At 72.4% G+C, this 22014-nt stretch carries 19 protein-coding genes; 9 read left to right on the forward strand and 10 right to left on the reverse strand.

Annotated elements, in window-relative coordinates; all coding sequences use genetic code 11:
• Nucleotides 1-271: 271 nt before the first annotated feature.
• Nucleotides 272-1792 (reverse strand): leucyl aminopeptidase, encoded by a 1521-nt coding sequence (locus QIY60_RS20640; RefSeq protein WP_283143751.1) that lies wholly within the window; start codon nt 1790-1792, stop codon nt 272-274.
• Between the two features lie 432 nt (nt 1793-2224).
• Here QIY60_RS20640 and QIY60_RS20645 point away from each other — a divergent pair, with 432 nt between their 5' ends.
• From QIY60_RS20645 to QIY60_RS20665, 5 genes are all read left to right on the forward strand, one after another.
• Entirely contained in the window at nt 2225-4255 is a 2031-nt protein-coding gene (locus QIY60_RS20645; protein ID WP_283143752.1) for a hypothetical protein, read from the forward strand.
• A 37-nt stretch (nt 4256-4292) separates the two neighbouring features.
• Nucleotides 4293-5843: a GT4 family glycosyltransferase PelF gene (gene pelF, locus QIY60_RS20650; protein ID WP_283143753.1), complete on the forward strand. Its 1551-nt coding sequence runs from the start codon at nt 4293-4295 to the stop codon at nt 5841-5843.
• Complete coding sequence (locus QIY60_RS20655; RefSeq protein ID WP_283143754.1) at nt 5840-7291, forward strand: hypothetical protein; 1452 nt, start codon at nt 5840-5842, stop codon at nt 7289-7291. The genes pelF and QIY60_RS20655 overlap by 4 nt, the downstream gene beginning before the upstream one ends.
• An 89-nt stretch (nt 7292-7380) precedes the next feature.
• Nucleotides 7381-8043, forward strand: coding sequence for a spherulation-specific family 4 protein (locus QIY60_RS20660; protein ID WP_283143755.1), 663 nt, complete (start codon nt 7381-7383; stop codon nt 8041-8043).
• A complete protein-coding gene (locus QIY60_RS20665) occupies nt 8040-8906 on the forward strand; it encodes an endo alpha-1,4 polygalactosaminidase (RefSeq protein ID WP_283143756.1) in 867 nt (288 codons plus the stop codon). Before QIY60_RS20660 ends, QIY60_RS20665 begins: the two co-directional genes overlap by 4 nt.
• A gap of 321 nt (nt 8907-9227) precedes the next feature.
• On the opposite strand, the gene QIY60_RS20670 is transcribed toward QIY60_RS20665, so the two are convergent.
• Entirely contained in the window at nt 9228-10010 is a 783-nt protein-coding gene (locus tag QIY60_RS20670; RefSeq protein ID WP_283143757.1) for an adenosylcobinamide-GDP ribazoletransferase, read from the reverse strand.
• A gap of 90 nt (nt 10011-10100) precedes the next feature.
• On the opposite strand from QIY60_RS20670, the gene QIY60_RS20675 reads away from it, so the two are divergent.
• Nucleotides 10101-10853 carry a hypothetical protein gene (locus tag QIY60_RS20675; protein ID WP_283143758.1) on the forward strand — a complete coding sequence of 251 codons (753 nt, stop codon included), beginning with the start codon at nt 10101-10103 and terminating at the stop codon, nt 10851-10853.
• Here the strand turns inward: QIY60_RS20675 and QIY60_RS20680 are convergent.
• From QIY60_RS20680 to QIY60_RS20695, 4 genes are all read right to left on the reverse strand, one after another.
• Nucleotides 10802-11545 carry a hypothetical protein gene (locus QIY60_RS20680; RefSeq protein ID WP_283143759.1) on the reverse strand — a complete coding sequence of 248 codons (744 nt, stop codon included), beginning with the start codon at nt 11543-11545 and terminating at the stop codon, nt 10802-10804. The two genes, QIY60_RS20675 and QIY60_RS20680, sit on opposite strands and share 52 nt — an antisense overlap.
• On the reverse strand, nt 11542-13308 hold the full coding sequence (locus QIY60_RS20685) for a phosphatidylglycerol lysyltransferase domain-containing protein (RefSeq protein ID WP_283146017.1): 1767 nt from the start codon (nt 13306-13308) through the stop codon (nt 11542-11544). The genes QIY60_RS20680 and QIY60_RS20685 overlap by 4 nt, the downstream gene beginning before the upstream one ends.
• Before the next feature lie 83 nt (nt 13309-13391).
• The gene (cobT, locus tag QIY60_RS20690) at nt 13392-14465 is read right to left on the reverse strand and encodes a nicotinate-nucleotide--dimethylbenzimidazole phosphoribosyltransferase (protein WP_283143760.1); all 1074 of its coding nucleotides are present in this window, start codon (nt 14463-14465) and stop codon (nt 13392-13394) included.
• 64 nt (nt 14466-14529) lie between these two features.
• The gene (locus QIY60_RS20695) at nt 14530-15717 is read right to left on the reverse strand and encodes a bifunctional adenosylcobinamide kinase/adenosylcobinamide-phosphate guanylyltransferase (protein ID WP_283143761.1); all 1188 of its coding nucleotides are present in this window, start codon (nt 15715-15717) and stop codon (nt 14530-14532) included.
• 79 nt (nt 15718-15796) lie between these two features.
• Here QIY60_RS20695 and QIY60_RS20700 point away from each other — a divergent pair, with 79 nt between their 5' ends.
• Nucleotides 15797-16006 carry a hypothetical protein gene (locus QIY60_RS20700; RefSeq protein WP_283146018.1) on the forward strand — a complete coding sequence of 70 codons (210 nt, stop codon included), beginning with the start codon at nt 15797-15799 and terminating at the stop codon, nt 16004-16006.
• An 84-nt stretch (nt 16007-16090) separates the two neighbouring features.
• Here the strand turns inward: QIY60_RS20700 and QIY60_RS20705 are convergent, their stop codons facing one another.
• From QIY60_RS20705 to QIY60_RS20720, 4 genes are all read right to left on the reverse strand, one after another.
• Nucleotides 16091-17200 carry a trypsin-like peptidase domain-containing protein gene (locus QIY60_RS20705; protein WP_283143762.1) on the reverse strand — a complete coding sequence of 370 codons (1110 nt, stop codon included), beginning with the start codon at nt 17198-17200 and terminating at the stop codon, nt 16091-16093.
• Nucleotides 17201-17291: 91 nt separating this feature from the next.
• Nucleotides 17292-19025, reverse strand: a complete 1734-nt coding sequence (locus tag QIY60_RS20710; RefSeq protein ID WP_283143763.1) for an ABC transporter ATP-binding protein — start codon at nt 19023-19025, stop codon at nt 17292-17294.
• Between the two features lie 159 nt (nt 19026-19184).
• Complete coding sequence (locus tag QIY60_RS20715) at nt 19185-19892, reverse strand: methyltransferase domain-containing protein (RefSeq protein WP_283143764.1); 708 nt, start codon at nt 19890-19892, stop codon at nt 19185-19187.
• Between the two features lie 86 nt (nt 19893-19978).
• Complete coding sequence (locus QIY60_RS20720; RefSeq protein ID WP_283143765.1) at nt 19979-20578, reverse strand: DUF3043 domain-containing protein; 600 nt, start codon at nt 20576-20578, stop codon at nt 19979-19981.
• A 206-nt stretch (nt 20579-20784) separates the two neighbouring features.
• Between QIY60_RS20720 and QIY60_RS20725 the strand changes: the two genes are divergently transcribed.
• On the forward strand, nt 20785-21654 hold the full coding sequence (locus QIY60_RS20725) for a PspA/IM30 family protein (RefSeq protein WP_283143766.1): 870 nt from the start codon (nt 20785-20787) through the stop codon (nt 21652-21654).
• A gap of 18 nt (nt 21655-21672) precedes the next feature.
• Entirely contained in the window at nt 21673-21951 is a 279-nt protein-coding gene (locus QIY60_RS20730) for a hypothetical protein (protein WP_283143767.1), read from the forward strand.
• Nucleotides 21952-22014 lie beyond the last annotated feature (63 nt).

Here is a 22014-nt window from a genome sequence, read left to right on the forward strand (position 1 = left end):
GTGACCGGGCGGCGGCTGGTGTTCGGCCGCTGTCTTCGTCGGCCCTGTGGTGGGGGCCCTGTCCTGCCGAGAACCCATCTTCGCACTTGTTGCCGGAAGGCGGGACGCGGGGCCGGGCTCCGGGACGGCGATCGTCCTCTCGGGAGGGCGATCGCCGTGTACGGCCCCCCGTATACGGCAGGATTTCGTCCAGAGCGGAATCCGGACGCATCCGGGGGGTGAACACGAACGGCCTCGGGCATATGCCCGAGGCCATCGGTGCCGGGCTGCGTCAGCCCAGCTCGCCGTCGGCGGTGCGCTCGGCGAGGCGGACCAGGGTGCGGACCGCGGAGCCGGTGCCGCCCTTGGGGGTGTAGCCGAAGGGGGCGCCCTCGTTGTAGGCCGGGCCCGCGATGTCCAGGTGGGCCCAGGTGATGCCCTCGCCCACGAACTCCTTCAGGAACAGACCGGCCACCAGGCCGCCGCCCATCCGCTCGCCCATGTTGGCGATGTCGGCGGTCGGGGAGTCCATGCCCTTGCGCAGGTCGGCGGGGAGCGGCATCGGCCAGGACGGCTCGCCGGCCTCCTCGGCCGTCTCGTGGACGGCGGTGCGGAAGGCGTCGTCGTTGGCCATGACGCCGAACGTGCGGCTGCCGAGCGCCATCATCATGGCGCCGGTCAGGGTCGCCACGTCGACGATCGCGTCCGGGTTCTCCTCGGAGGCCTTGGCCAGGGCGTCGGCGAGCACGAGCCGGCCCTCGGCGTCGGTGTTGAGGACCTCGACGGTCTTGCCGCTGTACATGCGCAGGACGTCGCCCGGGCGGGTGGCGGTGCCGGACGGCATGTTCTCGGCGAGCGCCAGCCAGCCGGTGACGTTCACCTTCAGGCCGAGGCGGGCGGCCGAGACGACGGCGGCGAAGACGGCGGCGGCGCCGGCCATGTCGCACTTCATCGTCTCGTTGTGGCCGGCCGGCTTCAGCGAGATGCCGCCCGAGTCGTAGGTGATGCCCTTGCCGACGAAGGCGAGCGACTTGGCCGCGGCCGGGTGGGTGTAGGCGATGCGCACCAGGCGGGGCCCGTTGGCGGAGCCGGTGCCGACGCCGAGGATGCCGCCGTAGCCGCCCTTGGTGAGCGCCTTCTCGTCGAGCACCTGGACCTTGACGCCGTGCTCCTTGGCGGCCGCGGTGGCGACTGCGGCGAAGGATTCGGGGTAGAGGTCGTTCGGCGGGGTGTTCACCAGGTCGCGGGCGCGGTTGATCTCCTCGGCCAGCGTGATGGCGCGCTCGGCGGCGGCCTTGTGAGCCTTGTCACGCGGCTTGGCGCCGATCAGGGCGATTTCGGCCAGTGGCGCCTTCGCGCCCTTGCCGCCGTCCTGGTACGCGGTGAAGGCGTACGCACCGAGCAGCGCGCCCTCCGCGATGGCCGCCACGTCCTCGGCCGCCTCCACGGGCAGCGCGAACGCGGCCTTCTTGGTGCCGGTGAGCGCGCGGGCCGCGGCGCCGGCGGCGGACCGCAGTACCTCGGCGGCGAACGCCTCGTCCTTCTCGGGGGCCGTGCCGAGTCCGACCGCCAGCACGACCGGCGCCTTCAGGCCGGACGGCGACGGCAGCTTGGTCACCTCGCCCTCGGCACCGGAGGCACCCAGGGTCTCCAGGACGCCGGCGAGCTTGCCGCCGAACGCCTTGTCCACGGCCTCGGCGCCCGGCGCCACGACCGGACCGGCCTTGGGCCCGGTGCCCTTGGCGATGCCGACGACCACGGCGTCGGCGCGCAGCGTCGCGGCACCGGCAGTGCTGAGAGTCAGAGCAGTCACGGTGGTGAAGTCTCTCTTCCGTTGAGTTTCCGAGCCGAGGGATGGGTCGGCTGTGCCCCGGCGCATCGTAAATCGGCCGAGTTGGGCGCGGATACGAGCGTACGCGCGCTCATACGTTTCGCTCACAGCAGCGGCAATTCACTCATCCGTGGCTGATTTTCCGGGCCGCCGGGTGGGTCGGCTGTGCCCCGACACACCGTAAATCGGCCGACTTGGGCGTGGATCTGAGCGTACGCGCAAAGACGCGCTTCGATCACGGTGGCGGCAATTCACTCATCCGTGGTGTCTCTTCAATGTTTCCCCGCCAGACTGTGACTGCTCGGTCACACTCGGCCCGTTCGGGCAAGGGCGCACAGGGCTCCTTTGCATCATCTCCACAGGTCCTGCCATGTGCGCACGCATGCGGAAGGGCCCCCATTGAGGGGGGAAACATTGAAGAAGGCGAACCGCCTGAAGGCGGGCAGAACCACGGTGGCGCTGTTGACCGCCGGCGTGCTGGCGGCGGGCATACCCGCGGCGAGTGCCGACACGACGGCGACACCTGCGCGCATCGACCTCAAGGTGCTCGTCCTGGACGACGGGGGCAGCGCGGTGGACGCGCTGGTGGCCCAGCTGAAGAGCATCGGACTGCCGTACCAGACGGTGAGACTGAACGACGCCGGGCGCCAGACGATCGACGCGGCGTTCCTGAGCGACACGGTGAGCGGGCGGCCCCGCGCCAAGTTCCAGGGCGTCGTCGCGCCCAACGAGATCCCGTTCGGCTCCGCCGACGCCCCCGAGCAGACCGCGCTCGCGGCGTACGAGAAGACCTTCGGCATCCGCCAGATCGACGCCTACACCTGGGCCCACCCCGAGGTCGGGCTCGACTACACCGACCAGAACGGCGGTTGGGCGGGCGTCCTGGACGGCGCCAAGACCCAGGTCACCGCGGACGGCAAGGCCGGGCCGTTCAACTACCTTGACGGAACGGTTCCCTTCGAGGACAACTCCGCCCTGGTCTCGGAGAGCTACGGGTACGCGGGCCATCCCCGGGAGGGCTACACCAGCTACCTCACCGCGCCCGCCGGCGGTTCTCTGGTCGGGTCCTACACCCGCGACGGGCGCAGCGAACTGGTCGTCACCTTCGCGTACAACCAGTACCAGGAGCAGTTCAAGGTACTTGCCCGCGGCATGGTGGAATGGCTGACTCAAGGCGTACACCTCGGGCAGAGCCGCAACTATTTTGCCGTGCATGTCGACGATGTCTTCGCGCCGGACGCCCGCTGGGACACCACGGCCAACTGCACGCCGGGCGACTTCGACTGCGCCGACGGGAGCGGTCGGACCAGCGACATCCGGATGACGGCGGCCGACGCGCAGTACGCCGCCCAGTGGGAGCAGACCAGCGGTTTCACCCTCGACATGCTGTACAACGCGGGTTCGGGGGAGGAGTGGAAGGCGGAGAACGGCGGCACCGACGCGCTCACCGCCCAGCTCCTCGCCGACAAGGCCAAGTTCCGCTGGGAGAACCACACCTACACGCACGAGTTCCTCGGCTGCGTCCAGGACACCACCACCGTCCCCTGGACCTGCGCGAAGAACGCGGACGGCAGCACCAAGTGGGTGAGCCGGAGCGATATTTCCGGCCAGATCAACAACAACTACAACTGGGGCGTGCAGAAGGGCCTTCCGGTCGACCGCACCGAACTGGTCACCGGTGAGCACTCCGGCCTGAAGACCCTGCCGCAGCAGCCCCAGGACAACCCCAACCTGGCCGGCGGCCTGGCCGACGCCGGGGTCAAGTGGACGGGGAGCGACAACTCGCGCGAGCCGCAGCAGCGCCCGGTCGGCAAGGCCCTCACGGTGCCGCGCTACCCGATGAACGTGTACTACAACGTCGGCAAGGCGGCCGAGATGACCGACGAGTACAACTGGATCTACACCTCGAAGGCGGACGGCGGCAGCGGGATCTGCGAGGACAACCCGACGTCCACCTGCCTGCCCGCGCCGCTGGACACCGCCACCGGCTACCAGTCCCACATCGTTCCCCAGGAGGCCGGCACCGCGCTGCGCCACGTGCTCGGCAACGACCCGCGGCCGCACTACGTCCACCAGTCCAACCTCGCCGAGGAGCGGATCCTCTACCCGGTCCTGGACAAGGTCCTCGGCGACTATCGTGGTCTCTTCGCCGACAGCGCGCCCGTCGTCAACCTGCGCCAGCGGGACATCGGCACCGAACTCGGCCGCCAGTCCACGTGGGCCCAGGCGGTCGCGGACGGCAAGGTCACCGCGTACCGCATCGGTACGACCGTGACCGTCCAGGCGCCGTCGGGCGTGGTGGCACCCGTCACCGCTCCCGAGGGCACCCGGCAGCAACAGCTCCTCGGTACCACCGTGTTCGGCACGCCGTACGCGGGTCAGCGCTCCGCCTGGTCCTCACCCGGACCGCTCCAGGCGGCGATCACGCTGAAGCTTCCGGCCTGACCAGCCGACTGACATTCGCTGTCCAGGGGGGACACCAATGCCGAGCAGTGGCCGTCATGTCACCATGCTCACGGAAGGCACCTATCCGCACATCCACGGAGGTGTGAGCACCTGGTGCGACCAGCTCGTCCGCGGTATGCCGGAGGTCGACTTCAACGTCCTGGCCCTCACCGGCAGCGGCCGCGAGCCGGTCACCTGGGAGCTGCCGCCGAACGTGTACCGGCACACGGCGTTCCCCCTGTGGGGGACGGTGCCGGCGCGGCGGCCACTCCTCGGCAAGGAGCGGCGCCGTTTCATAGACGTCTATGAGCGGTTCCTGCTCTCGATGCTCGACCCGGAGTCCGGCTGCGACTTCACCCAGGGGCTGTACGCCCTGGCGCGGCTGGCCCGGGCCGGGCGGCTCTCGGCGGCGCTGCGCTCGGAGGCCGCGCTGCGGTCGCTGATGTGGATCTGGACCATGCCGCACCTCCAGATAGCCGCCGCACGGCCCACCGTGCACGACGCCCTGACCGCCACCGACCTCCTCGAACACGCGCTGCGCCCGCTGGCCGCCCGGCTCCCGGAGGACTGCGTGGCGCACGCGGTCAGCAGCGGGCTCGCCACCCTGCCCGCGCTCGCCGCCCAGCACTTCGACGGCGTGCCCTTTCTCCTCACCGAACACGGCATCTATCTGCGCGAGCGCTACCTCGGCTACCGCACCGGCGAGCAGACCTGGCCGGTGAAGTCGGTGATCCTCAGCTTCTACCGCGAGCTCAACTCGATGGGCTACCGCCAGGCCGACCTCATCACCCCGTGCAACCAGTACAACCGCCGCTGGGAGGAGCGCGGCGGGGCGCCGGTGGACCGCATCAGGACGGTCTACAACGGCGTCGACCCCAACCTCTTCCCGCACGCCGGACCCGACCCCGCGGTGCCCACCCTCAGCTGGTGCGGCCGCGTCGACCCCATCAAGGACCTGGAGACCCTGATCCGGGCGTACGCCATGGTCAGGGCGGAGCTGCCCGAGGTGCGGCTGCGGCTGTTCGGCCCCGTCCCGGCGGGCAACGCGGACTACCGCACCCGTCTGGAGAAGCTCGCCGCCGAACTCGGCGTGACCGACGGCATCAGCTACGAGGGCCGCATCAGCGACGTCGCCAGCGCGTACGCGGCGGGGAGCGTGGTGATGCTCTCCAGCATCAGTGAGGGGTTCCCTTTCTCGTTGATAGAGGCGATGTCCTGCGGCCGCGCCACGGTCTCCACGGACGTGGGCGGGGTGCGCGAGGCCGTCGGGGACGCCGGTCTGGTGGTGCCGCCGCGCGAGCCCGCGCTGATGGCCGAGGCCGCGCTCGCGCTGCTGCGCGACGACGCGTACCGAACCGAGCTGGGGGCGCGGGCCCGCAGCCGGGTCGTCGACCAGTTCACGCTCCACCGGTCCGTGGACGGGTTCCGCCGGATCTATCTGGAGCTCGCCGGCGGCCCGGAGCCCGTACCGCGGTACGCGCCGGTCGCCGAGCCGCGCGTCGAGGTGCCGCAGGAGTCGGACGACTGGACGCTCGAACTCACCGACCCCTGGTACCGGGAGCTGGCGTCGGACGGATCCGTCTGGTGAGCGGCTCGCTCTGGCTGGGCAAGGAGGGACAGGACACCCTGCCGTTCATCCCGCGCCAGCGTCCGCACGCCGTCGCCGCCGACCCCATCGACGAACTGGCCGACCGCCTGGAGGAGTTGATCGCCGCCGCCGTCCACCCGGACGAGGTCGCGGCCATCCTCGAATCCGACGGCATGACCGACGCCCACATCCGTACGACCTACGGCCGCCACGACTCCTTCGAGCTCGCCGAGGACCTCTACGCGCGCGTGGAGCGCCGCTACCCGCCCGCCGCGGGCCCGGCCGCCGACCCCTGGCACGCCACCCTGCCCGCCTGTCTGCTGCGCGGCCTGGTCTTCGCGCTGCCCGGCCTCGCGTACGTCCTGGGGGCGCCGCTGCTCACCGGGCCCCCGGACGGCTTCGGTCTGCCCGCCGGCACGGTCCCGCTGCTCGCCGGGGCCGTCACCGGCTGGGTGTGGAACCAGGGCCTCTCGCACCGCGCGTACGCCTGGCTGGGCCTCGGCGACCGGCCCGCCGCGGCCGCCGCCCTGCGCACCGGGGCGCCACTGGGGGCCGTCCTGAGCGCCCTGGTGGCGCTGGCGGCGAGCGGGCCCGGCGAACTGTCCGCCGCCTCCTTCGCCGCCGGGCAGGCCGTCTATCTGGCGGCGGCGACCGTGCTGCTCGCCATGGGGCGCGAGCGGGACCTGCTGGTCGCGCTGCTGCCGATGGCGGCGGGCGCGGCGGGGACCGTCGCCGTCGACCCGCCCGAGGTGCTGCGCACCGGGCTGCTGCTGCTCTCGCTCGCCGCCGCGGCCGGCTTCGCCTGGCGGGCCCTGGCCGGCGCGGCCGCCGCCGGGGGAGCGGACGACGACCGGCCGGGCCCACGGCTCGCCGCGTCCGTCCCGTACGCCCTGTTCGGCCTGGGCACCGGCGTCCTGGTGCTCTACGCGGCCGTCGGGGACGTGTTCGCCGACGGGGCCGGGGCCGCCGTGGCCGCGCCCTCGGCCGTGGCGCTCACCCTGAGCATGGGACCCGCCGAGTGGCTGCTGTACCGCTTCCGCAGCGAGAGCCTGGCCGGGCTGCGGGCCAGCACCACCGCGTACGGCTTCCGCAAGGCGACCGTGATCACCATCGCGGTCTGTCTGAGCGGCTATCTCGCCATCCTCTTCGCCCTCACGGTCGTCGGCACGCTCTTGTGGCCGGGCGCCCCCGAACTGGGCGCGCTCCGCCTCACCGGGCTGCTGCTCACCGGCATGGTCCTGTGGACCGCGCTGCTGCTCCAGTCGTTCGGGGCGGTCCGCAGCGCCGCCGCCGTCTGCTGCACGGCGGGCGGGGTGCAGGTCCTCGCCCTGGCGACCGGGGCGGGCCACCCGCACACGGTCGGGCCGGTGGTGGCGGGCGTGGCCGCGGTGGTGCTCGCCGGGCTCGTGGGCGCGCTGCTGGGAAGGGCGACGGCCCACCGGGTATGACTGCATCGGGTACGACCGGATCAGGCACGACCGCATACGGAGCGGGGCCCGCGGCGGCCGCGCGCATCAGGACGGAAGTCACGCACACCATGCACGCCACGCGCACCGCGCGGGACACCGGGAGGAACCTCCTCGTCCCGTTCTACGACCACCCGGCCGACCGGCCCGACGCCTGGGAGACGCTGATCGCTGCGGCCGCCCTGCTGTACGGGGTGGTGCTCAACCCGGCCAGCGGCGCGGGGGAGGCCCCGGACCCGGCGTTCGCCGAGGCCGCGGCCCGGCTGCGGGAGGCCGGTGTCCCCGTCCTCGGCTACGCGGACACGGACTACGGCCGCCGCCCGCACGCCGACGTCGTACGCGACCTGCTGCGCCACCGCGACTGGTACGGGGCCGACGGCGCCTTCCTCGACCAGGCGGCCACCGACCCGGCGCTGCTGCCGCACTACCGGCGGCTCTCGGTCGCCGCCCGCGCGGCCGGGGCCCGCGCCCTGGTCCTCAACCACGGCGCCCACCCCGACCCCGGCTACGCCGACCTCGCGGACCTGCTGGTCACGTTCGAGGGCACCTGGGCGGCCTATCCCGAGGTGCGCGCCCCGGAGTGGACCCTGGACCACCCGCCCGAGCGCTTCTGCCACCTGGTGTACGCGGCCCCGCCCGGCGCCCGGCCCACCACGTCCGTGCACTGCGCGGTGCCGGGCGACGCCCCGCACCCCTGGGGCACCCTGCCGCACCTCCTGGAGGCCGCCCGATGAGACGCCTCCCGCTCGCGCTGGTCCTGCTGCTGCTCCTGGTGGCGGGGTGCTCCTCGTCGTCCTCGGACGAGGACGACAGGCCTGGGCCGGACGAGTCGAGCGCCGCGCCGAGCCCGTCCGCGTCCCGCCCGGGCCCGTCCAGCCCCTCGCCGAAGCCCGGCGGTGCGCGCTGGCAGCCGCGGCCCGGCCTCGCCTGGCAGTGGCAGCTCACCGGGAAGCTCGACCCGACGGTGGACGTGCCGGTGTACGACGTCGACGGCTTCAACGTCTCCAAGGCGCAGGTCGACGATCTGCACCGGCGCGGACGCAAGGTCATCTGTTACGTGTCGACGGGCGCCTGGGAGGACTTCCGCCCGGACGCCGACCGGTTCCCCAAGTCGGTGCTCGGCAAGAGCAACGGCTGGAAGGGCGAGCGCTGGCTCGACGTCCGCCGCACGGACGTACTGGGACCGCTGATGGCCGAGCGGTTCGACATGTGCCGGGAGAAGGGGTTCGACGCGGTCGAGCCGGACAACATGGACGGCTACGACAACGAGACCGGGTTCCCGCTCACGGCGGCCCAGCAGCTCGCGTACAACCGGCTGATCGCGCGGCTCGCCCATGACCGGGGGCTGGCGGTCGGGCTGAAGAACGACCTCGACCAGATCCCGGAGCTGGTGGGGGACTTCGACTTCGCGGTGAACGAGCAGTGTGCGGAGTTCGGCGAGTGCGATCAGTTGGCGCCGTTCGTGAAGGCGGGGAAGGCCGTCTTCAACGTGGAGTACAAGCTGGCGCCGGGGAAGTTCTGTGATGCGGCGCGGGGGTTGCGGCTGAGCGCCATGCGGAAGGAGTTGGATCTGGGGACGTGGCGTCAGGCCTGTTGAGGATCGCTTTCGGCTGCGGGCCGGTGGGGGCTGGTCGCGCAGTTCCCCGCGCCCCTGAAATGCCGCTACGCGGCATCCCTTGCTGGTCGCGCCCGCGCGGCGGAGCCGCAAAACCCTCGTTTGTCCGCGGGCCGTGCTGGGCTGAGCGCGCAGTTCCCCGCGCCCCTTAGGTGGTCCGCCGCAGCCAGAAAACCCAGCTCAGCCACAGGCTTTCAGGGGCGCGGGGAACTGCGCGACCAGCCCCCACCGGCCCGCGGACAAAGACCGGGCCAAGAAGGGGCGCGGGGAACTGCGCGCTCAGTCCAAGACGGCCCGCAGTCCCTAGACCGCCCCCAGCGCCGACACGATCAGGGCCGTGGTCGTCGCCGTCTCGGCCACCGCGCCGAACACGTCCCCCGTGACCCCGCCGAAGCGGCGTACGCAGTGCGTCAGGAGCAGTTGGGCCGCCAGCAGGCCCGCCGCGACCGCCAGGGCGTGGTGGAGGGCCGCGCCAAGACCCAGCGTCACCCCGGCCCCGGCCGCGCACCCGGCCGCGACCAGCACCGCCACCCCCACCGCCGCCCGCAGGGGCACCGCGCCCGCCACGGCCGCCCCCAAACCGTCCGGGCGGGCCGGGGGGACGCCCGGGCGGCACGACAGGGTGAGGGCCAGCCGGGACGCGGCGGCCGCCACCGCCGTCGCCACCGCGCCCCGCGTCCAGCTCGCCGCGTACAGCTCGGCGAGTACGGCCACCTGGCCCAGGAGCACGAAGACCAGCGTGAGCACGCCGAACGGGCCGATGTCCGACTGCTTCATGATCCGCAGCGCGTCCTCCGCGGGCTTGGCGCTGCCCAGGCCGTCCGCCACGTCCGCCAGGCCGTCCAGGTGCAGCCCCCGGGTGAGCGCGGCCGGGACCGCGGCCGTGGCGACGGCGGCGAGCAGCGGGCCCGAGTCGAGGAGCAGGAGGAGGCCTCCTGCGGCCGCCGCGCAGAGGCCGAGCACCAGGCCCGCCAGGGGCGCCCAGAGCATCCCGGACCGGGCCGCCTCGCGGTCCCAGCGGGTGACCCGTACCGGGAGCGCGGTGAGCGTGCCGAAGGCGAACCGTATGCCGTCCATGGGATTCATCGGCCGCAGGGTATCCCGCGCGTCGCTCCCGGCCCCACCGGGGTAAATTGCGCGTATTGCATGCACTCCTCCGATTCAGGGCGGACGGGGATGAGCTGGTTCAACCGGAACTTCGTCGAGCCGGGCAAGCTTCCGATGCTGCTCGCCCTGGCGTCGTTCGTGCTGACCTTCCTCGTCACCCGTACGATCACCCGGCTCATCCGCGCCGGGCGCGGCCCGTTCCGCAACATCAGGCCGGGCGGGCTGCACATCCACCACGTGGTGCCCGGGGTGATCCTCACGGTGGTGGGCGGGTTCGGGGCGGTCGGCAGCGGGCGGAACGGGATCGGCGCCGGTGTCTTCGCGGTGGTCTTCGGGATCGGCGCGGGCCTGGTCCTCGACGAGTTCGCGCTGATCCTGCACCTGGACGACGTCTACTGGACCGAGCAGGGCCGCAAGAGCGTCGAGGTGGTGGTGCTGACCGCCGCCCTGGTGCTGCTCACCCTGGGCGGGTTCTCGCCGCTCGGCGTCAACGACATGACCGCGCAGGAGCAGCACGACCGGGCGTCGTTCGTCCTCACCCTCTGGATCAACTTCTGCTTCGTGCTGATCGCGCTGTTCAAGGGCAAGTTCCGGCTCGCCATCATGGGCACGCTCGTCCCGTTCGTGGCGCTGATCGGCGCCATCCGGCTCGCCCGGCCCGGCTCGCCGTGGGCCCGCCGCTTCTACCGCAAGCGGCCCAGGGCCCGCGCCCGCTCGGCGATGCGGGTCTACCGGCACGACCGGCGCTGGACGCGGCTGCGGCGCCGGGTTCAGGACTTTATCGGCGGTGCCCCGGACAGGCTGCCGGTGCGCCGCCCCTGAGCGGCGCGGTCGCGGCGGCGCTTCTGGCGGACCGAGGTGATCCAGCACAGCACGCCCACCGCGACGAGCGCCGCGATGTGCTCCTTGCCCGCGAGGTTGTCCTTGAGCAGCACCTCGCCGACCATCGAGGCGGCCACCACCCCGGCCGTCCAGTACGCCCGGTAGCGCCAGCACACGTACACCGCGAGCCCCACCACCGCGGCCGAGGGGCCGGTGTCGACCATCTTGGCGTCCGAGGCGGGCAGCCCCAGGACGCTGTCGGGGCCGAGGGCGATGCCCACGCGCGCGTACATCGTCCCGGCCAGGGTCGCCGCGTAGGCGATGAGCAGGGTGTGGCGGCGGCCGATGCAGATCTCCGCGATCCCGAAGACCAGCAGCAGCTGGGCGAGCGCGCCCCAGACCGGCAGGTCGAGGGCCGGGACGAAGAGGGAGAGCGGGGTGCGAAGCAGCGAGATCCACAGCGCGTCCTCGGCCTTGACCGAGCCGATCACCTGGACCGGGCGGAAGCCCCAGGACTGGTTCTGGACGACTTGGAACAACGATGTCAGCGCGACCGCGCCGAGCGTCATGGGGACCGCCCGCCAGCGCTGGGTGCGGAGCGCGTAGCGGACGGCCAGGTAAAGCGGACCCCACTCCCGCCGGGCGAACCGACGTACTGGTCCGTTGCCGATCAGGGAGCGGGGGACCCTCACCTCTGGGACTCCAGGTGCTTGCGGTGCAGCCACTTGGGCAGCCCGGGGGCCTCCAGGAAGCCTTCCGCGCGCGCGGCCGCGATACCGATGCGCGGCAGGTCGGCGGACTTCTCGAAGAGCATGAAGCGGGGTTCCCAGATCGGGCGGTACTTGGCGTTGGCGCGGTACAGCGACTCGATCTGCCACCAGCGGGAGAAGAAGCTGAGCAGCGAGCGCCACAGCCTCAGCACGGGTCCCGCGCCGAGCTTCGAGCCGCGTTCGAAGACGGAGCGGAACATCGCGAAGTTCAGCGAGACCTGGGTGGTCCGGATCTCCTTGGCGCGCTGGAGGAGCTCGATGACCATGAACTCCATCAGGCCGTTCTCGGAGTCCCGGTCGCGGCGCATCAGGTCGAGGGAGAGCCCGTTGGGTCCCCACGGCACGAAGCTCAGGACGGCCCGCAGGTCGCCGTTGCCGTCGGTGCACTCCAGCATCACGCACTGACCGTCCGCCGGGTCGCCCAGACGGCCCAGGGCCATGGAGAAGCCGCGCTCGGTGGCGCCGTCGCGCCAGTCGTCGGCCTTGCGCAGCAGTTCACTCATCTCATCGGAAGGGATGTCCGCGTGACGGCGGATCCTCACCTCGTATCCGGCACGCTTCACCCGGTTGTACGCCTGGCGGACGGTCCGCATGGCGCGGCCGTCGAGGGTGAAGTCGGCAGTCTCCACGAGCGCCTCGTCGCCGAGTTCGAGGGCGTCCAGGCCATGCCGGGCGTAGATGGTGCCCGCCTCCTCGCTTGCGCCCATCACCGCCGGGGTCCAGCCGTGCTCGCGCGCCTCGGCCAGCCACGGCTCGATCGCGCCGGGCCACGCTTCGGGGTCGCCGATCGGGTCGCCGGAGGCCAGCGAGACGCCGCCCACCACCCGGTAGGCCACGGCGGCCTTGCCGGTGGGGGACCAGATGACGCTCTTCTCGCGGCGCAGCGCGAAGTAGCCGAGGGAGTCGCGCTCGCCCTGCTTGTCCAGGAGCGCGCGCAGCTTGTCCTCGTCCTCGACGGTGATCGGGTCGACGGCCTTGCGGTTGCGGAAGGCCGCGTAGATCACGGCGATGAGCAGCAGCGTGGACAGGACGTTGATGGTGACGTCGACCCAGCCCGGGGTGTCGATCCCGGTGATGTCGTTGTCGTCCGGCACCAGCGAGACGAGCCGCATCACGCCGTACCGCCAGCGGCCCAGGAACGTGGAGTGCTGGGCGCCCTCGTACGTGTTGGTGACGGTGACCAGGAGCGTGGCCATCAGCGAGGTGACCAGCAGCCCGATGCCCGCGACGGCCGCCGCGAGCCTGGGGTTGGAGCGGTCGCCCTTCGCGTAGAACTCGCGCCGGCTGAGCAGCAGCGCGAGCACGAAGGCGGCGGTCAGGACCAGGGACACCCAGTTCTGCGCGTACTGCCGGAACTCCGGGAAGACCATGACGAACGCGTACAGCAGTAGGACCAGGCCGCTGAGCACCATGTTCAGGATCCAGGCGGCCCGCTTGCGGCGGCGCATGGTGACCGCGAGGAAGAGCGTGAGCACGCCCGAGGCGAAACCGGCGTCGAGCAGATACGGCGTGAAGTACTCGTCCGTGTTGTGACGCCGAAGGTCCTGGCCCAGCGAAACCCATACGGCGCTCAGGAAGTTGATGAACGTCACGGCGCGCAGGTACCAGACGGCGAATGCCGCACTGCGTCGCGACCGGACGGTGCTCCGGTTCAATCCTTCGGTGGTCAAGCGGACTTCTCCAATGAAACGCGATCATATGGGGCATGGACATCGCGCCTCATGGCGGTCACGGCCGCGGCCGGGGCGGTGCCCGGCCGCGCCGCGGCTCAGTCTTCGGCGCGATCCCCCTCGGTCTCCGCGCGCTCGGGCAGCTCCGCGGCAAGGGCGGCGGCGGCCTGCACGAGGGGGAGCGCGAGCAGGGCCCCGGTTCCTTCACCGACAGTGACGCCGTGATCGAGCAGAGGGTTGAGTGCCATCCGGTCCAGTGCCTTGGACTGGGCCGGTTCACCGCTCAGCTGACCGGCCAGCCACCAGTCCGGAGCCCGGAAGGCGGCCCGCTGGGCAACGAGCGCGCAGGCCGAGGAGACCACCCCGTCGAGGATGACCGGCATTCGGCGCACCGCGCACTGAAGCAGAAAACCGGTGGTCGCGGCAAGGTCGGCGCCGCCGACGGCCGCCAGCAGCTCCAGCTGGTCGCCCAGAACCGGCCGCGCGCGGCGCAGCGCGTCCCGGATCGCCGCGCACTTGCGCATCCACGCCAGGTCGTCGATCGTGGCCCCGCCACGCCCCGTGACCACGGAGGCGTCGGTGCCGCAGAGCGCCGCGATCAGGGTGGCCGCGGCGGTGGTGCCGCCGACGCTGAGGTCGCCGAGGACGACCAGGTCGGTGCCGGAGTCGGCCTCCTCGTCGGCGATGCGCATCCCGAGGCGTACGGCCGCCTCGGCCTCCTCCACGGTCAGCGCGTCCTCGACGTCGATCCGCCCGCTGCCGCGCCGCACCCGGTGCCGTACGACGTCCTCGGGCAGCAGTTCCGGGTCGCAGTCCAGACCCGCGTCGACGATCCGTACAGGGGCGTTGAGGCGGCGGGCCAGTACGGAGACGGGGCCCGCGCCGTCCAGGACGGACCGCACCAGGGTGTGCGCGGAGCCCGCGGGGCGGGCCGAGACGCCCAGCTCGGCGACGCCGTGGTCGCCCGCGAAGAGGATCACGCGCGGGTGCTCGATGGGTTTGACCGGAACCGTGCCCTGCGCGGCGGACAGCCACTCGCCCAGCTCGTCGAGCCGGCCGAGCGCGCCGGACGGCACGGTCAGCCGCTCCCGGCGTTCCTCGGCGTCACGCCGCACGCCGCTGTCGGGGCGTTCGATCAGATCGGAGAAGTCGTCGAGATTCAGCCTGCTCATTCGCTGAACAGTACCGGCAGTGCGGGGCCGCTCCACGGGTGGTGCGGCAAGATCAGGCCCGGGCTCAGCCGCGAAGTACCAGAGCCTGCCCGGCGACCACCAGAAGCACGTGCTCGCACTCGTTCGCGACCGCCGTGTTGAGCCGGCCGAGCTCGTCCCGGAACATCCGTCCGGCGCGCGTCGCGGGCACCACCCCGGAGCCCACCTCGTTGCTGACGAACACCACGGTCCTGGAGGTCGCCCGGACCGCCGCGACCAGCTCGGCCACCCGCTCCCGCACCGCCTCCGGCAGCTTCTCCTCCTCCCACGCCCCGGCCCGGTCCATCGCGTCGGTCAGCCACAGCGACAGACAGTCGACGAGCAGCGCGGGCCCTGGAGAGGCGAGCAGCGGCACCAGGTCGCAGGTCTCCTCCGTGCGCCAGGCGCCGGGCCGCCGCTCGCGGTGCAGCCCGACCCGCGCCGCCCACTCCGGATCGCCTTCCCGGGTGCCGCCCGTCGCCACGTACACGACCTCCGGGAAGGCCTCCAGACGGCGCTCGGCCTCCACCGACTTGCCCGAGCGGGCCCCGCCGAGGACCAGCGTGCGGCGCGGCAGGTCGGGCACCGCGTGGTACTCCCCGACGATCAGCGTCGTCCCGTCCGGCACCGCCCGCGCCCCGGCCGCCGCCAGCCTCCTGGACAGCTCCCGGCCGGGCGGCACGCCGTGGTCGACGTGCGCGGCCACCACGTCGGTGGCGGGCCCCACCGCGCCCGCCGCCCGCAGCCGCGCCAGCGCGTCCGGCCGCCCCAGGACGTCGCAGACCACCATGTCGTACGGGTGCGACGCCCCGGCCATCCCCGACGGCGCGCCGCCCGGCGGCAGATACAGCAGCCGCTCGCCCTCCGGCGAGGTCACCTCGTACCCCGTGCCCGGCGCGTCCATCGGCACGGCCCGCACCCGGTGGCCGCTGATCAGTGTCAGGACCCGGCCGTCCGGCACCCGCCCGGCCGACGGGAGCCCGGGGGGCAGCTCCACGGCGGGCCCGTCGTGCGGATGGGTGAGCAGGACCTGCCGCACGCCCGTGAGCGAGTGCCCGGCCCGGGCGGCGGCGAGGGCCGCCCCGGGGGTCAGATCGAGCAGCAGGGCGCCGTCGACGAGCAGGGCGGTCGCGGCGCGCGCCTGGTCGCCGTGGGCCGAGGCGCACGCGGCGCAGGGGCAGTCGGGGCGCGGCAGCCCGTCGGGGGCTCCGGTGCCGAGGAGAGTCAGTTCCACGAAGACGATCCTCCCGCGTCACCGCAGCCGGTGCGCGCCCGGCTACGCTGCGGGCAGCAACGTGACCCGGGAGGCGGACATGGCGTGGACGTGGCGATTCGAGAAGTCCGACGGGACGGAGGTCGAGCCGGCGGTGGCGCCGGAGGAGTTCACGACCCAGGGCGACGCGGAGTCCTGGATCGGTGAGGTCTGGAAGGACCTGCTGGAGGGCGGGGCCGACCAGGTGCACCTCTTCGACGACGGCAAGAAGATCTACGGCCCGATGAGCCTGCAGGCCGACGCGTCCTGACGCGCGGACGCACGGTGGCACGGGACGGCGCCCGCGGACCCCTGCGGTCCGCGGGCGCCGCCGTGCGCTCCCCGCGGGGTGCGCTCAGATCTCGCCGAGGGTGACCTGGGCGGTCTTGGTCGAGCCGCCGCGCGTATAGGTCACCTGGACGGTCTGGCCGGGCTTGTCGGCGGCCAGCGCCTCCGACAGCGAGGTGATCGTGCTGATGTCGGTGTCCCCGAGCCGGGTGAGGACGTCCCCGGCCCGCAGTCCCGCCTTGTCGGCCGCCCCGCCGCCCTTCACCTCGACGATCGCGACGCCCGCGGGCCGGTAGTCGGAGTCGACGACGGTACGCCCGGTCACGCCCAGGGCCGCCCGGCCCGAGTCGGTGACCTTGCCGCTCTTGACGATCTGGTCCGCGACCGTCTTCACCATCGAGACGGGGATGGCGAAGCCGATGCCCGGGGCCGCGCTGCCGCCCATGTCCGGGTCGGTCGCCGCCAGCGTCGGGATGCCGATGATCTCGCTGTCCAGGTTGACCAGCGCGCCGCCGCTGTTGCCCGGGTTGATCGCCGCCGAGGTCTGCACCATGTTGCCGATGGTGGCGCCGGTGCCGCCGCCCGCGCTGCTCTCGGTCACCGTCCGGCCGGTCGCCGAGACGATGCCCTGGGTGACGCTGCTGGACAGGCCGAGCGGCGATCCCATGGCCAGCACGATCTGGCCCATCGCGACCTTCGTGGAGTCGCCGAACCTGGCGGGCTTCAGCCCGCTCGGCACCGAGTCCAGCTTGATCACCGCGAGGTCCTGCTCGGGGTAGGCCGCGACCAGCTTGGCGACGATCGCGCCGCCGCCGGTGGCGGTGGACACCTTGAAGGTGTTCGCGCCGCCCACCACATGGGCGTTGGTGACGATGTGCCCCTGGGCGTCGTAGACGATCCCGGAGCCCAGGCTGTTGGCCGCGTCGATCTGGACGACCGACGGCAGCACGTCCTTGATCACCCGCTCGTAGTCGGCCTGCAGTCCGCTGCCGTCCGCCCTGCGGGGCGCCTCGGCCTTCTTCGGCGCGGCCGCGTTGGCCTCGGCCGGGGAGGAGTGCGACGAGCCGGAGCCGGAGCCGGAGCCGGAGCAGCCGGCCAGCAGGGCGGCCGTGGCGAAGGCCGCCGTCACGGGGAGCAGCAGCCGGCGAACCCGGCCGCGGGTCACGGATCCATCCATGTTCCGCAGTATTGCCCCGGCCCCGGCGCACGGCCTCCCACGACGGTCCGATCAGGTCGGGCCGGTCAGGCCCGCCCGGTAAACCGCCGGGTCACGCCGTCGCCAGGAACTGCGTCGCCGCCAGCTCCCCGTACAGCGGGTCCCCGGCCACCAGCTCGGCATGGGTGCCCACCGCCCGTACCTTCCCCGCCTCCATGACCACGATCCGGTCCGCCAGCGTCACCGTGGACAGCCGGTGCGCCACCACCAGGACCGTCGTCTCCCGGGCGGCCTCGGCCACCACGTCCCGCAGCGCCAGCTCGTTGACCGCGTCCAGCTGCGAGGTCGCCTCGTCCAGGAGCAGCAGCCGGGGCCTGCGCAGCAGCGCCCGCGCGATCGCCACCCGCTGCCGCTCGCCGCCCGACAGCTTCGAACCCCGGTGCCCCACCACGGTGTCCAGACCGTCCGGCAGCCGCTCCACCAGCGCGTCCAGCTTCGCCCGTACGAGGACGTCGGCGATCTCCGCGTCCGTGGCGTCCGGGGCACCGAAGACCAGGTTCTCGCGGACGGTCCCGGCCAGCACGGGGGAGTCCTGCTCGACGTAGCCGATGGTGGCGCGCAGCTCGGCCAGCGGCCAGTCGCGCACGTCCCGGCCGTCGATCAGGATCCGCCCGCCGGTCGCCTCGTAGAACCGCTCGACCAGCCCGAAGACGGTCGTCTTGCCCGCGCCCGAGGGCCCCACGAACGCGGTCATCCCGGCGCCCGGCACCTCGAAGGAGACCCCGTGGTGGACGTACGGAAGGTCGTCCCGGTAGCGGAAGGTCACCTCGTCGAACACCACCGAGGCGGGCCCGGTGCGCGGCGCGGGCGCGGCGGCCCCCGCCGCGTGCTCCTCGGTCTCCAGGCGCTCGGCCTCCTCGATCCGGGCGATCGCGGCCGAGCCCACCTGGTACTGCGTGGCCGCCTGCACCAGCTTGGAGACCGGGTCGATCAGATAGAACAGGAACAGCAGGAACGCGACGAGCGTCGAGACGGAGATCGCGCCCGAGGCGACCCGCGCGCCCCCGATGCCGAGCACCGCCAGGAACGACACCTGCACCGCCAGGCCGACCGAAGTCCCGGCCACCGACTGCCACTTGGCCGAGCGCACCCCGTGCCGCCAGGCCTCCTCGGCCGCCGCGTCCACCACCGCCGTCTCGCGCTCCTCGGCGCCGGAGGCCTTGACCGTGCGGAAGGCGCCGAACGCCCGCTCCAGGACGGTGGATATCTCGGCCACCGACTCCTGCGCCCGCGCGGTCGCCCGGGAGATCTGCGGCATCACCATCGCCACCGCCGAGCCGATCAGGACGATCACACCGAGCGTGACGCCGAGCAGCACCGCGTCCATGTACGCCATCATCGCGATCGTCGCCAGGAAGGTGAGCCCGCCGGTGGCGGCCGAGACCACGGACTGGGTGGTGACCGCCCGCAGCAGGGTGGTGTCGGAGGTCACCCGGGACATCAGGTCGCCCGGGGGCAGCCGCTCGACCTCGGGCAGCCGCAGCCGCAGCAGCCGGCCGATGAGGGTGCGCCGGGCGGCGAGGACCACGGACTCGGCGGTGCGCTCCAGGACGTACGCCCCGAAGGACTCGACCACCGTGCCCACCACCACGAGCGCGGTGAGCAGGACGAGCACCCCCGCGATCGGCTCGTCCCCGCCGAGCCGGTCCACCAGGGCCTTGGCGGCCAGCGGCTGAGCGAGCCCGGTGGCCGCGCCCGCCAGAGTCAGCAGCGCCCCGAGGGCGACGGTGGCCCGGTGCGGCCGAAAGTGCCGGTAAAGGGCCCGCCAGGTCTCCCGGGCGGGCATTTTGGAGCGAGTGTCGTCAGTGGTCACACAGGAAGGACGCGAAAGACCCCGGCTGACCTGACTCTGGCGATGCCTTGGAGGGGCGCCTTACTTCCGGGCCGCCCACCAGTGGCGCGGGGAACTGCGCGACAAGCCCAACTCAACCCGCACTCAACAGGATTACCCCCGCACCCCACACAGGTGAAGCAGAGCCGCAACCCGCCGATAGGGCTCGGTACGCCCCGCCTTGTCCTCAGCGGCGAGCAACCGGTCAAGCTCATCGGCCGCAGGCAGCTGCACCTCATTCGGCACGTTGTCCGTGAAGACCCGCACGCCGTACCAGGCGTGCAGGGGCGCCGCGATCCCGTCCAGCGTCCGCGTCAACGTGTCGAGCCGATCGGCCCGAACGGACAGCCCGAGCCGATTCGTATACGCGTCCGTATCGAACGAGGACAGCGCCGCGGCCCAATCCCCCGCCAACCCCGGCCGCATCGCGAGCGCGTCCGCGTTCCGTACGAGCAGCGAGAGCAGGCCGCCGGGGGCCAGCATCCGGGCCAGGCCCGCCAGCATGGCGTCCGGCTCCTGGACGTACATCAGCACGCCGTGGCAGAGCACCACGTCGAAGGAGCCGGGCAGGAAGTGCACCCCGGTCTCGTTGCCGTCGCCCTCGATGAGGCGGACCCGCTCGCGGATGCCCTCCGGCTCGGTGGACAGCGCCTCGCGCGCCACCTTGAGCATCTCGGGGTCGGACTCCAGGCCGGTCACCGTGTGCCCGGCCCGGGCCAGGCGCAGGGCCTGGGTGCCCTGGCCCGTACCGACGTCGAGGACGCGAAGGCGCTGGCCGACCGGGAAGCGGGCCGCTATCTGCTCGTCGAGCTGACGGGCCACGAGCTCCTGGCGCACGGTGTTGCGCAGCCCGCCCAGACCCTTCAGCCAGTTGCCGGAGGCGCCGCTGAAGGCGGCGACGTCCGTGCTCAGGGTCGTTCCCCGCGCTTGACGGCCGGCTTCGGCAGACGCAGTCGGCGCATCTGGAGCGTACGCATCAGGCCGTACGCCACCGCGCCCTTGGTGGGCTCGTCCTGGAAGCGCTCCTTGAGCTGCCTCTTGAGACGGAACGCCAGACCGATGGAGTCGACCACGATCAGCACGATCACGGCGAGCCACAGCAGTAGCGCGACGTTCTGCAGGCTCCCGATCCGGACCATCGAGAGGACCAGGATGATCACGGCGAGCGGCAGGAAGAACTCGGCGATGCAGAACCGCGAGTCGACGTAGTCGCGCACGAACTTGCGCACGGGACCCTTGTCGCGGGCCGGCAGATAGCGCTGGTCGCCGTTGGCGAGCGCCTCGCGCTGCTTGGCCAGCTCGATCCGGCGGACCTCGCGCTGACGCTTGGCGGCCTCCTTGCGGTCGCTCGGCACGGTCGACGCCCGACGGCGCTGGGTCTGGGCCTCACTGCGCTTGGGCGTGGGCCGGCCCTTGGGGGCCTCGGGGTCGCGGGGCTGCTTGGAGAGGTCAGCCGTCACCTTGTCGGTGGCCGGGGCCTTCTCTTCCTTGGAACGGCTACGGAACACAAAACCCAAGGGTACGGGGTCGCGGGCATGGACCACAGGCCGGTGGGGAACGATCCGGCAACGCCTTGCGTCACCAGGGGTGTGGGCGGGCGCGTTCGCGGGAAGTGAGGGCGCGGTCCCCGAGCGTCACCTACTCCTTGCGCCGGAGCGGGCGGGGACGCAGTCGTCCTTGCGGATGACCGCATCCGCGCCCGAACAGTGCGGTAATGGATGCAGGGCCCGTACTGTGGGTTCTGTTGCAGCAGCTGGAGCTGGAGTCCGTCAGAAGGGGGCGCGCGAAGCCCATGAGCGGTGTCATGAAGCGTATGGGGATGATCTTCCGCGCGAAGGCGAACAAGGCCCTTGACCGGGCCGAGGACCCGCGCGAGACCCTCGACTACTCGTACCAGAAGCAGCTTGAGCTGCTCCAGAAGGTGCGCCGCGGCGTCGCCGACGTGGCGACCTCGCGCAAGCGGCTCGAACTGCAGCTGAACCAGCTCCAGAGCCAGTCCACCAAGCTGGAGGAGCAGGGCCGCAAGGCGCTGGCGCTCGGCCGCGAGGACCTGGCGCGCGAGGCGCTGACCCGCCGCGCCTCCCTCCAGCAGCAGGTCACCGACCTGGAGACGCAGCACCAGACCCTGCAGGGCGAGGAGGAGAAGCTCACCCTCGCGGCCCAGCGGCTCCAGGCCAAGGTCGACGCCTTCCGCACCAAGAAGGAGACGATCAAGGCGACGTACACGGCGGCCCAGGCGCAGACCCGGATCGCCGAGTCCTTCTCGGGCATCTCCGAGGAGATGAGCGACGTCGGCATGGCCATCCAGCGGGCCGAGGACAAGACCGCGCAGCTCCAGGCGCGGGCGGGCGCGATCGACGAGCTGCTGGCCTCCGGCGCCCTCGACGACCAGTCCGGCCTCCAGAAGGACGACCTCCAGGCCGAGCTCGACCGCATCTCCGGTGGTACGGATGTAGAGCTGGAACTGCAGCGGATGAAGGCCGAGCTCACCGGCGGCACGTCGGGGAAGCAGGCCATCGAGGGCGGCACCGCCGGCCCGCAGGACCGTCCGCAGCAGCAGACCCCCCGCTTCGACAAGCAGTAGGGCCAAGGAGGAGTCGCCATGATCGTACGGATCATGGGGGAGGGCCAGGTGGAGCTGGCGGACAGCCACTTCACCGAGCTCAACAAGCTGGACGACGAGCTGCTGGAGGAGATGGAGGCGGGCGACGAGGAGGGCTTCCGCCGCACGCTGGGGGCGCTCCTGGATGCGGTGCGCCGCTTGGGCGAGCCCCTTCCGGACGACGCCCTGGAGCCGTCGGAGCTCATCCTCCCGGCCGAGGACGCGACGCTCGACGAGGTCAAGCAGATGCTCAGCGACGACGGGCTGATCCCGGGCTGAGCGCTCCGCTGGGAGTGCGGTGACTCGGCTGCGGGCCGTCTGTGGCTGGTCGCGCAGTTCCCC

It is taken from the genome of Streptomyces sp. BPTC-684, from assembly GCF_030028635.1.
In the GTDB taxonomy this organism is placed as follows: domain Bacteria; phylum Actinomycetota; class Actinomycetes; order Streptomycetales; family Streptomycetaceae; genus Streptomyces; species Streptomyces noboritoensis.

What these genes read in the sequence shown, in the direction of transcription:
- pelF (WP_283143753.1), top strand. Translation starts at nt 4,293, where the DNA reads ATGCCGAGCAGTGGCCGTCATGTCACCATGCTCACGGAAGGCACCTAT.
- QIY60_RS20660 (WP_283143755.1), top strand. Translation starts at nt 7,381, where the DNA reads ATGCACGCCACGCGCACCGCGCGGGACACCGGGAGGAACCTCCTCGTC.
- QIY60_RS20665 (WP_283143756.1), top strand. Translation starts at nt 8,040, where the DNA reads ATGAGACGCCTCCCGCTCGCGCTGGTCCTGCTGCTGCTCCTGGTGGCG.
- QIY60_RS20670 (WP_283143757.1), bottom strand. Translation starts at nt 10,010, where the DNA reads ATGAATCCCATGGACGGCATACGGTTCGCCTTCGGCACGCTCACCGCG.
- QIY60_RS20675 (WP_283143758.1), top strand. Translation starts at nt 10,101, where the DNA reads ATGAGCTGGTTCAACCGGAACTTCGTCGAGCCGGGCAAGCTTCCGATG.
- cobT (WP_283143760.1), bottom strand. Translation starts at nt 14,465, where the DNA reads ATGAGCAGGCTGAATCTCGACGACTTCTCCGATCTGATCGAACGCCCC.
- QIY60_RS20700 (WP_283146018.1), top strand. Translation starts at nt 15,797, where the DNA reads ATGGCGTGGACGTGGCGATTCGAGAAGTCCGACGGGACGGAGGTCGAG.
- QIY60_RS20705 (WP_283143762.1), bottom strand. Translation starts at nt 17,200, where the DNA reads ATGGATGGATCCGTGACCCGCGGCCGGGTTCGCCGGCTGCTGCTCCCC.
- QIY60_RS20710 (WP_283143763.1), bottom strand. Translation starts at nt 19,025, where the DNA reads ATGCCCGCCCGGGAGACCTGGCGGGCCCTTTACCGGCACTTTCGGCCG.
- QIY60_RS20725 (WP_283143766.1), top strand. Translation starts at nt 20,785, where the DNA reads ATGGATGCAGGGCCCGTACTGTGGGTTCTGTTGCAGCAGCTGGAGCTG.
- QIY60_RS20730 (WP_283143767.1), top strand. Translation starts at nt 21,673, where the DNA reads ATGATCGTACGGATCATGGGGGAGGGCCAGGTGGAGCTGGCGGACAGC.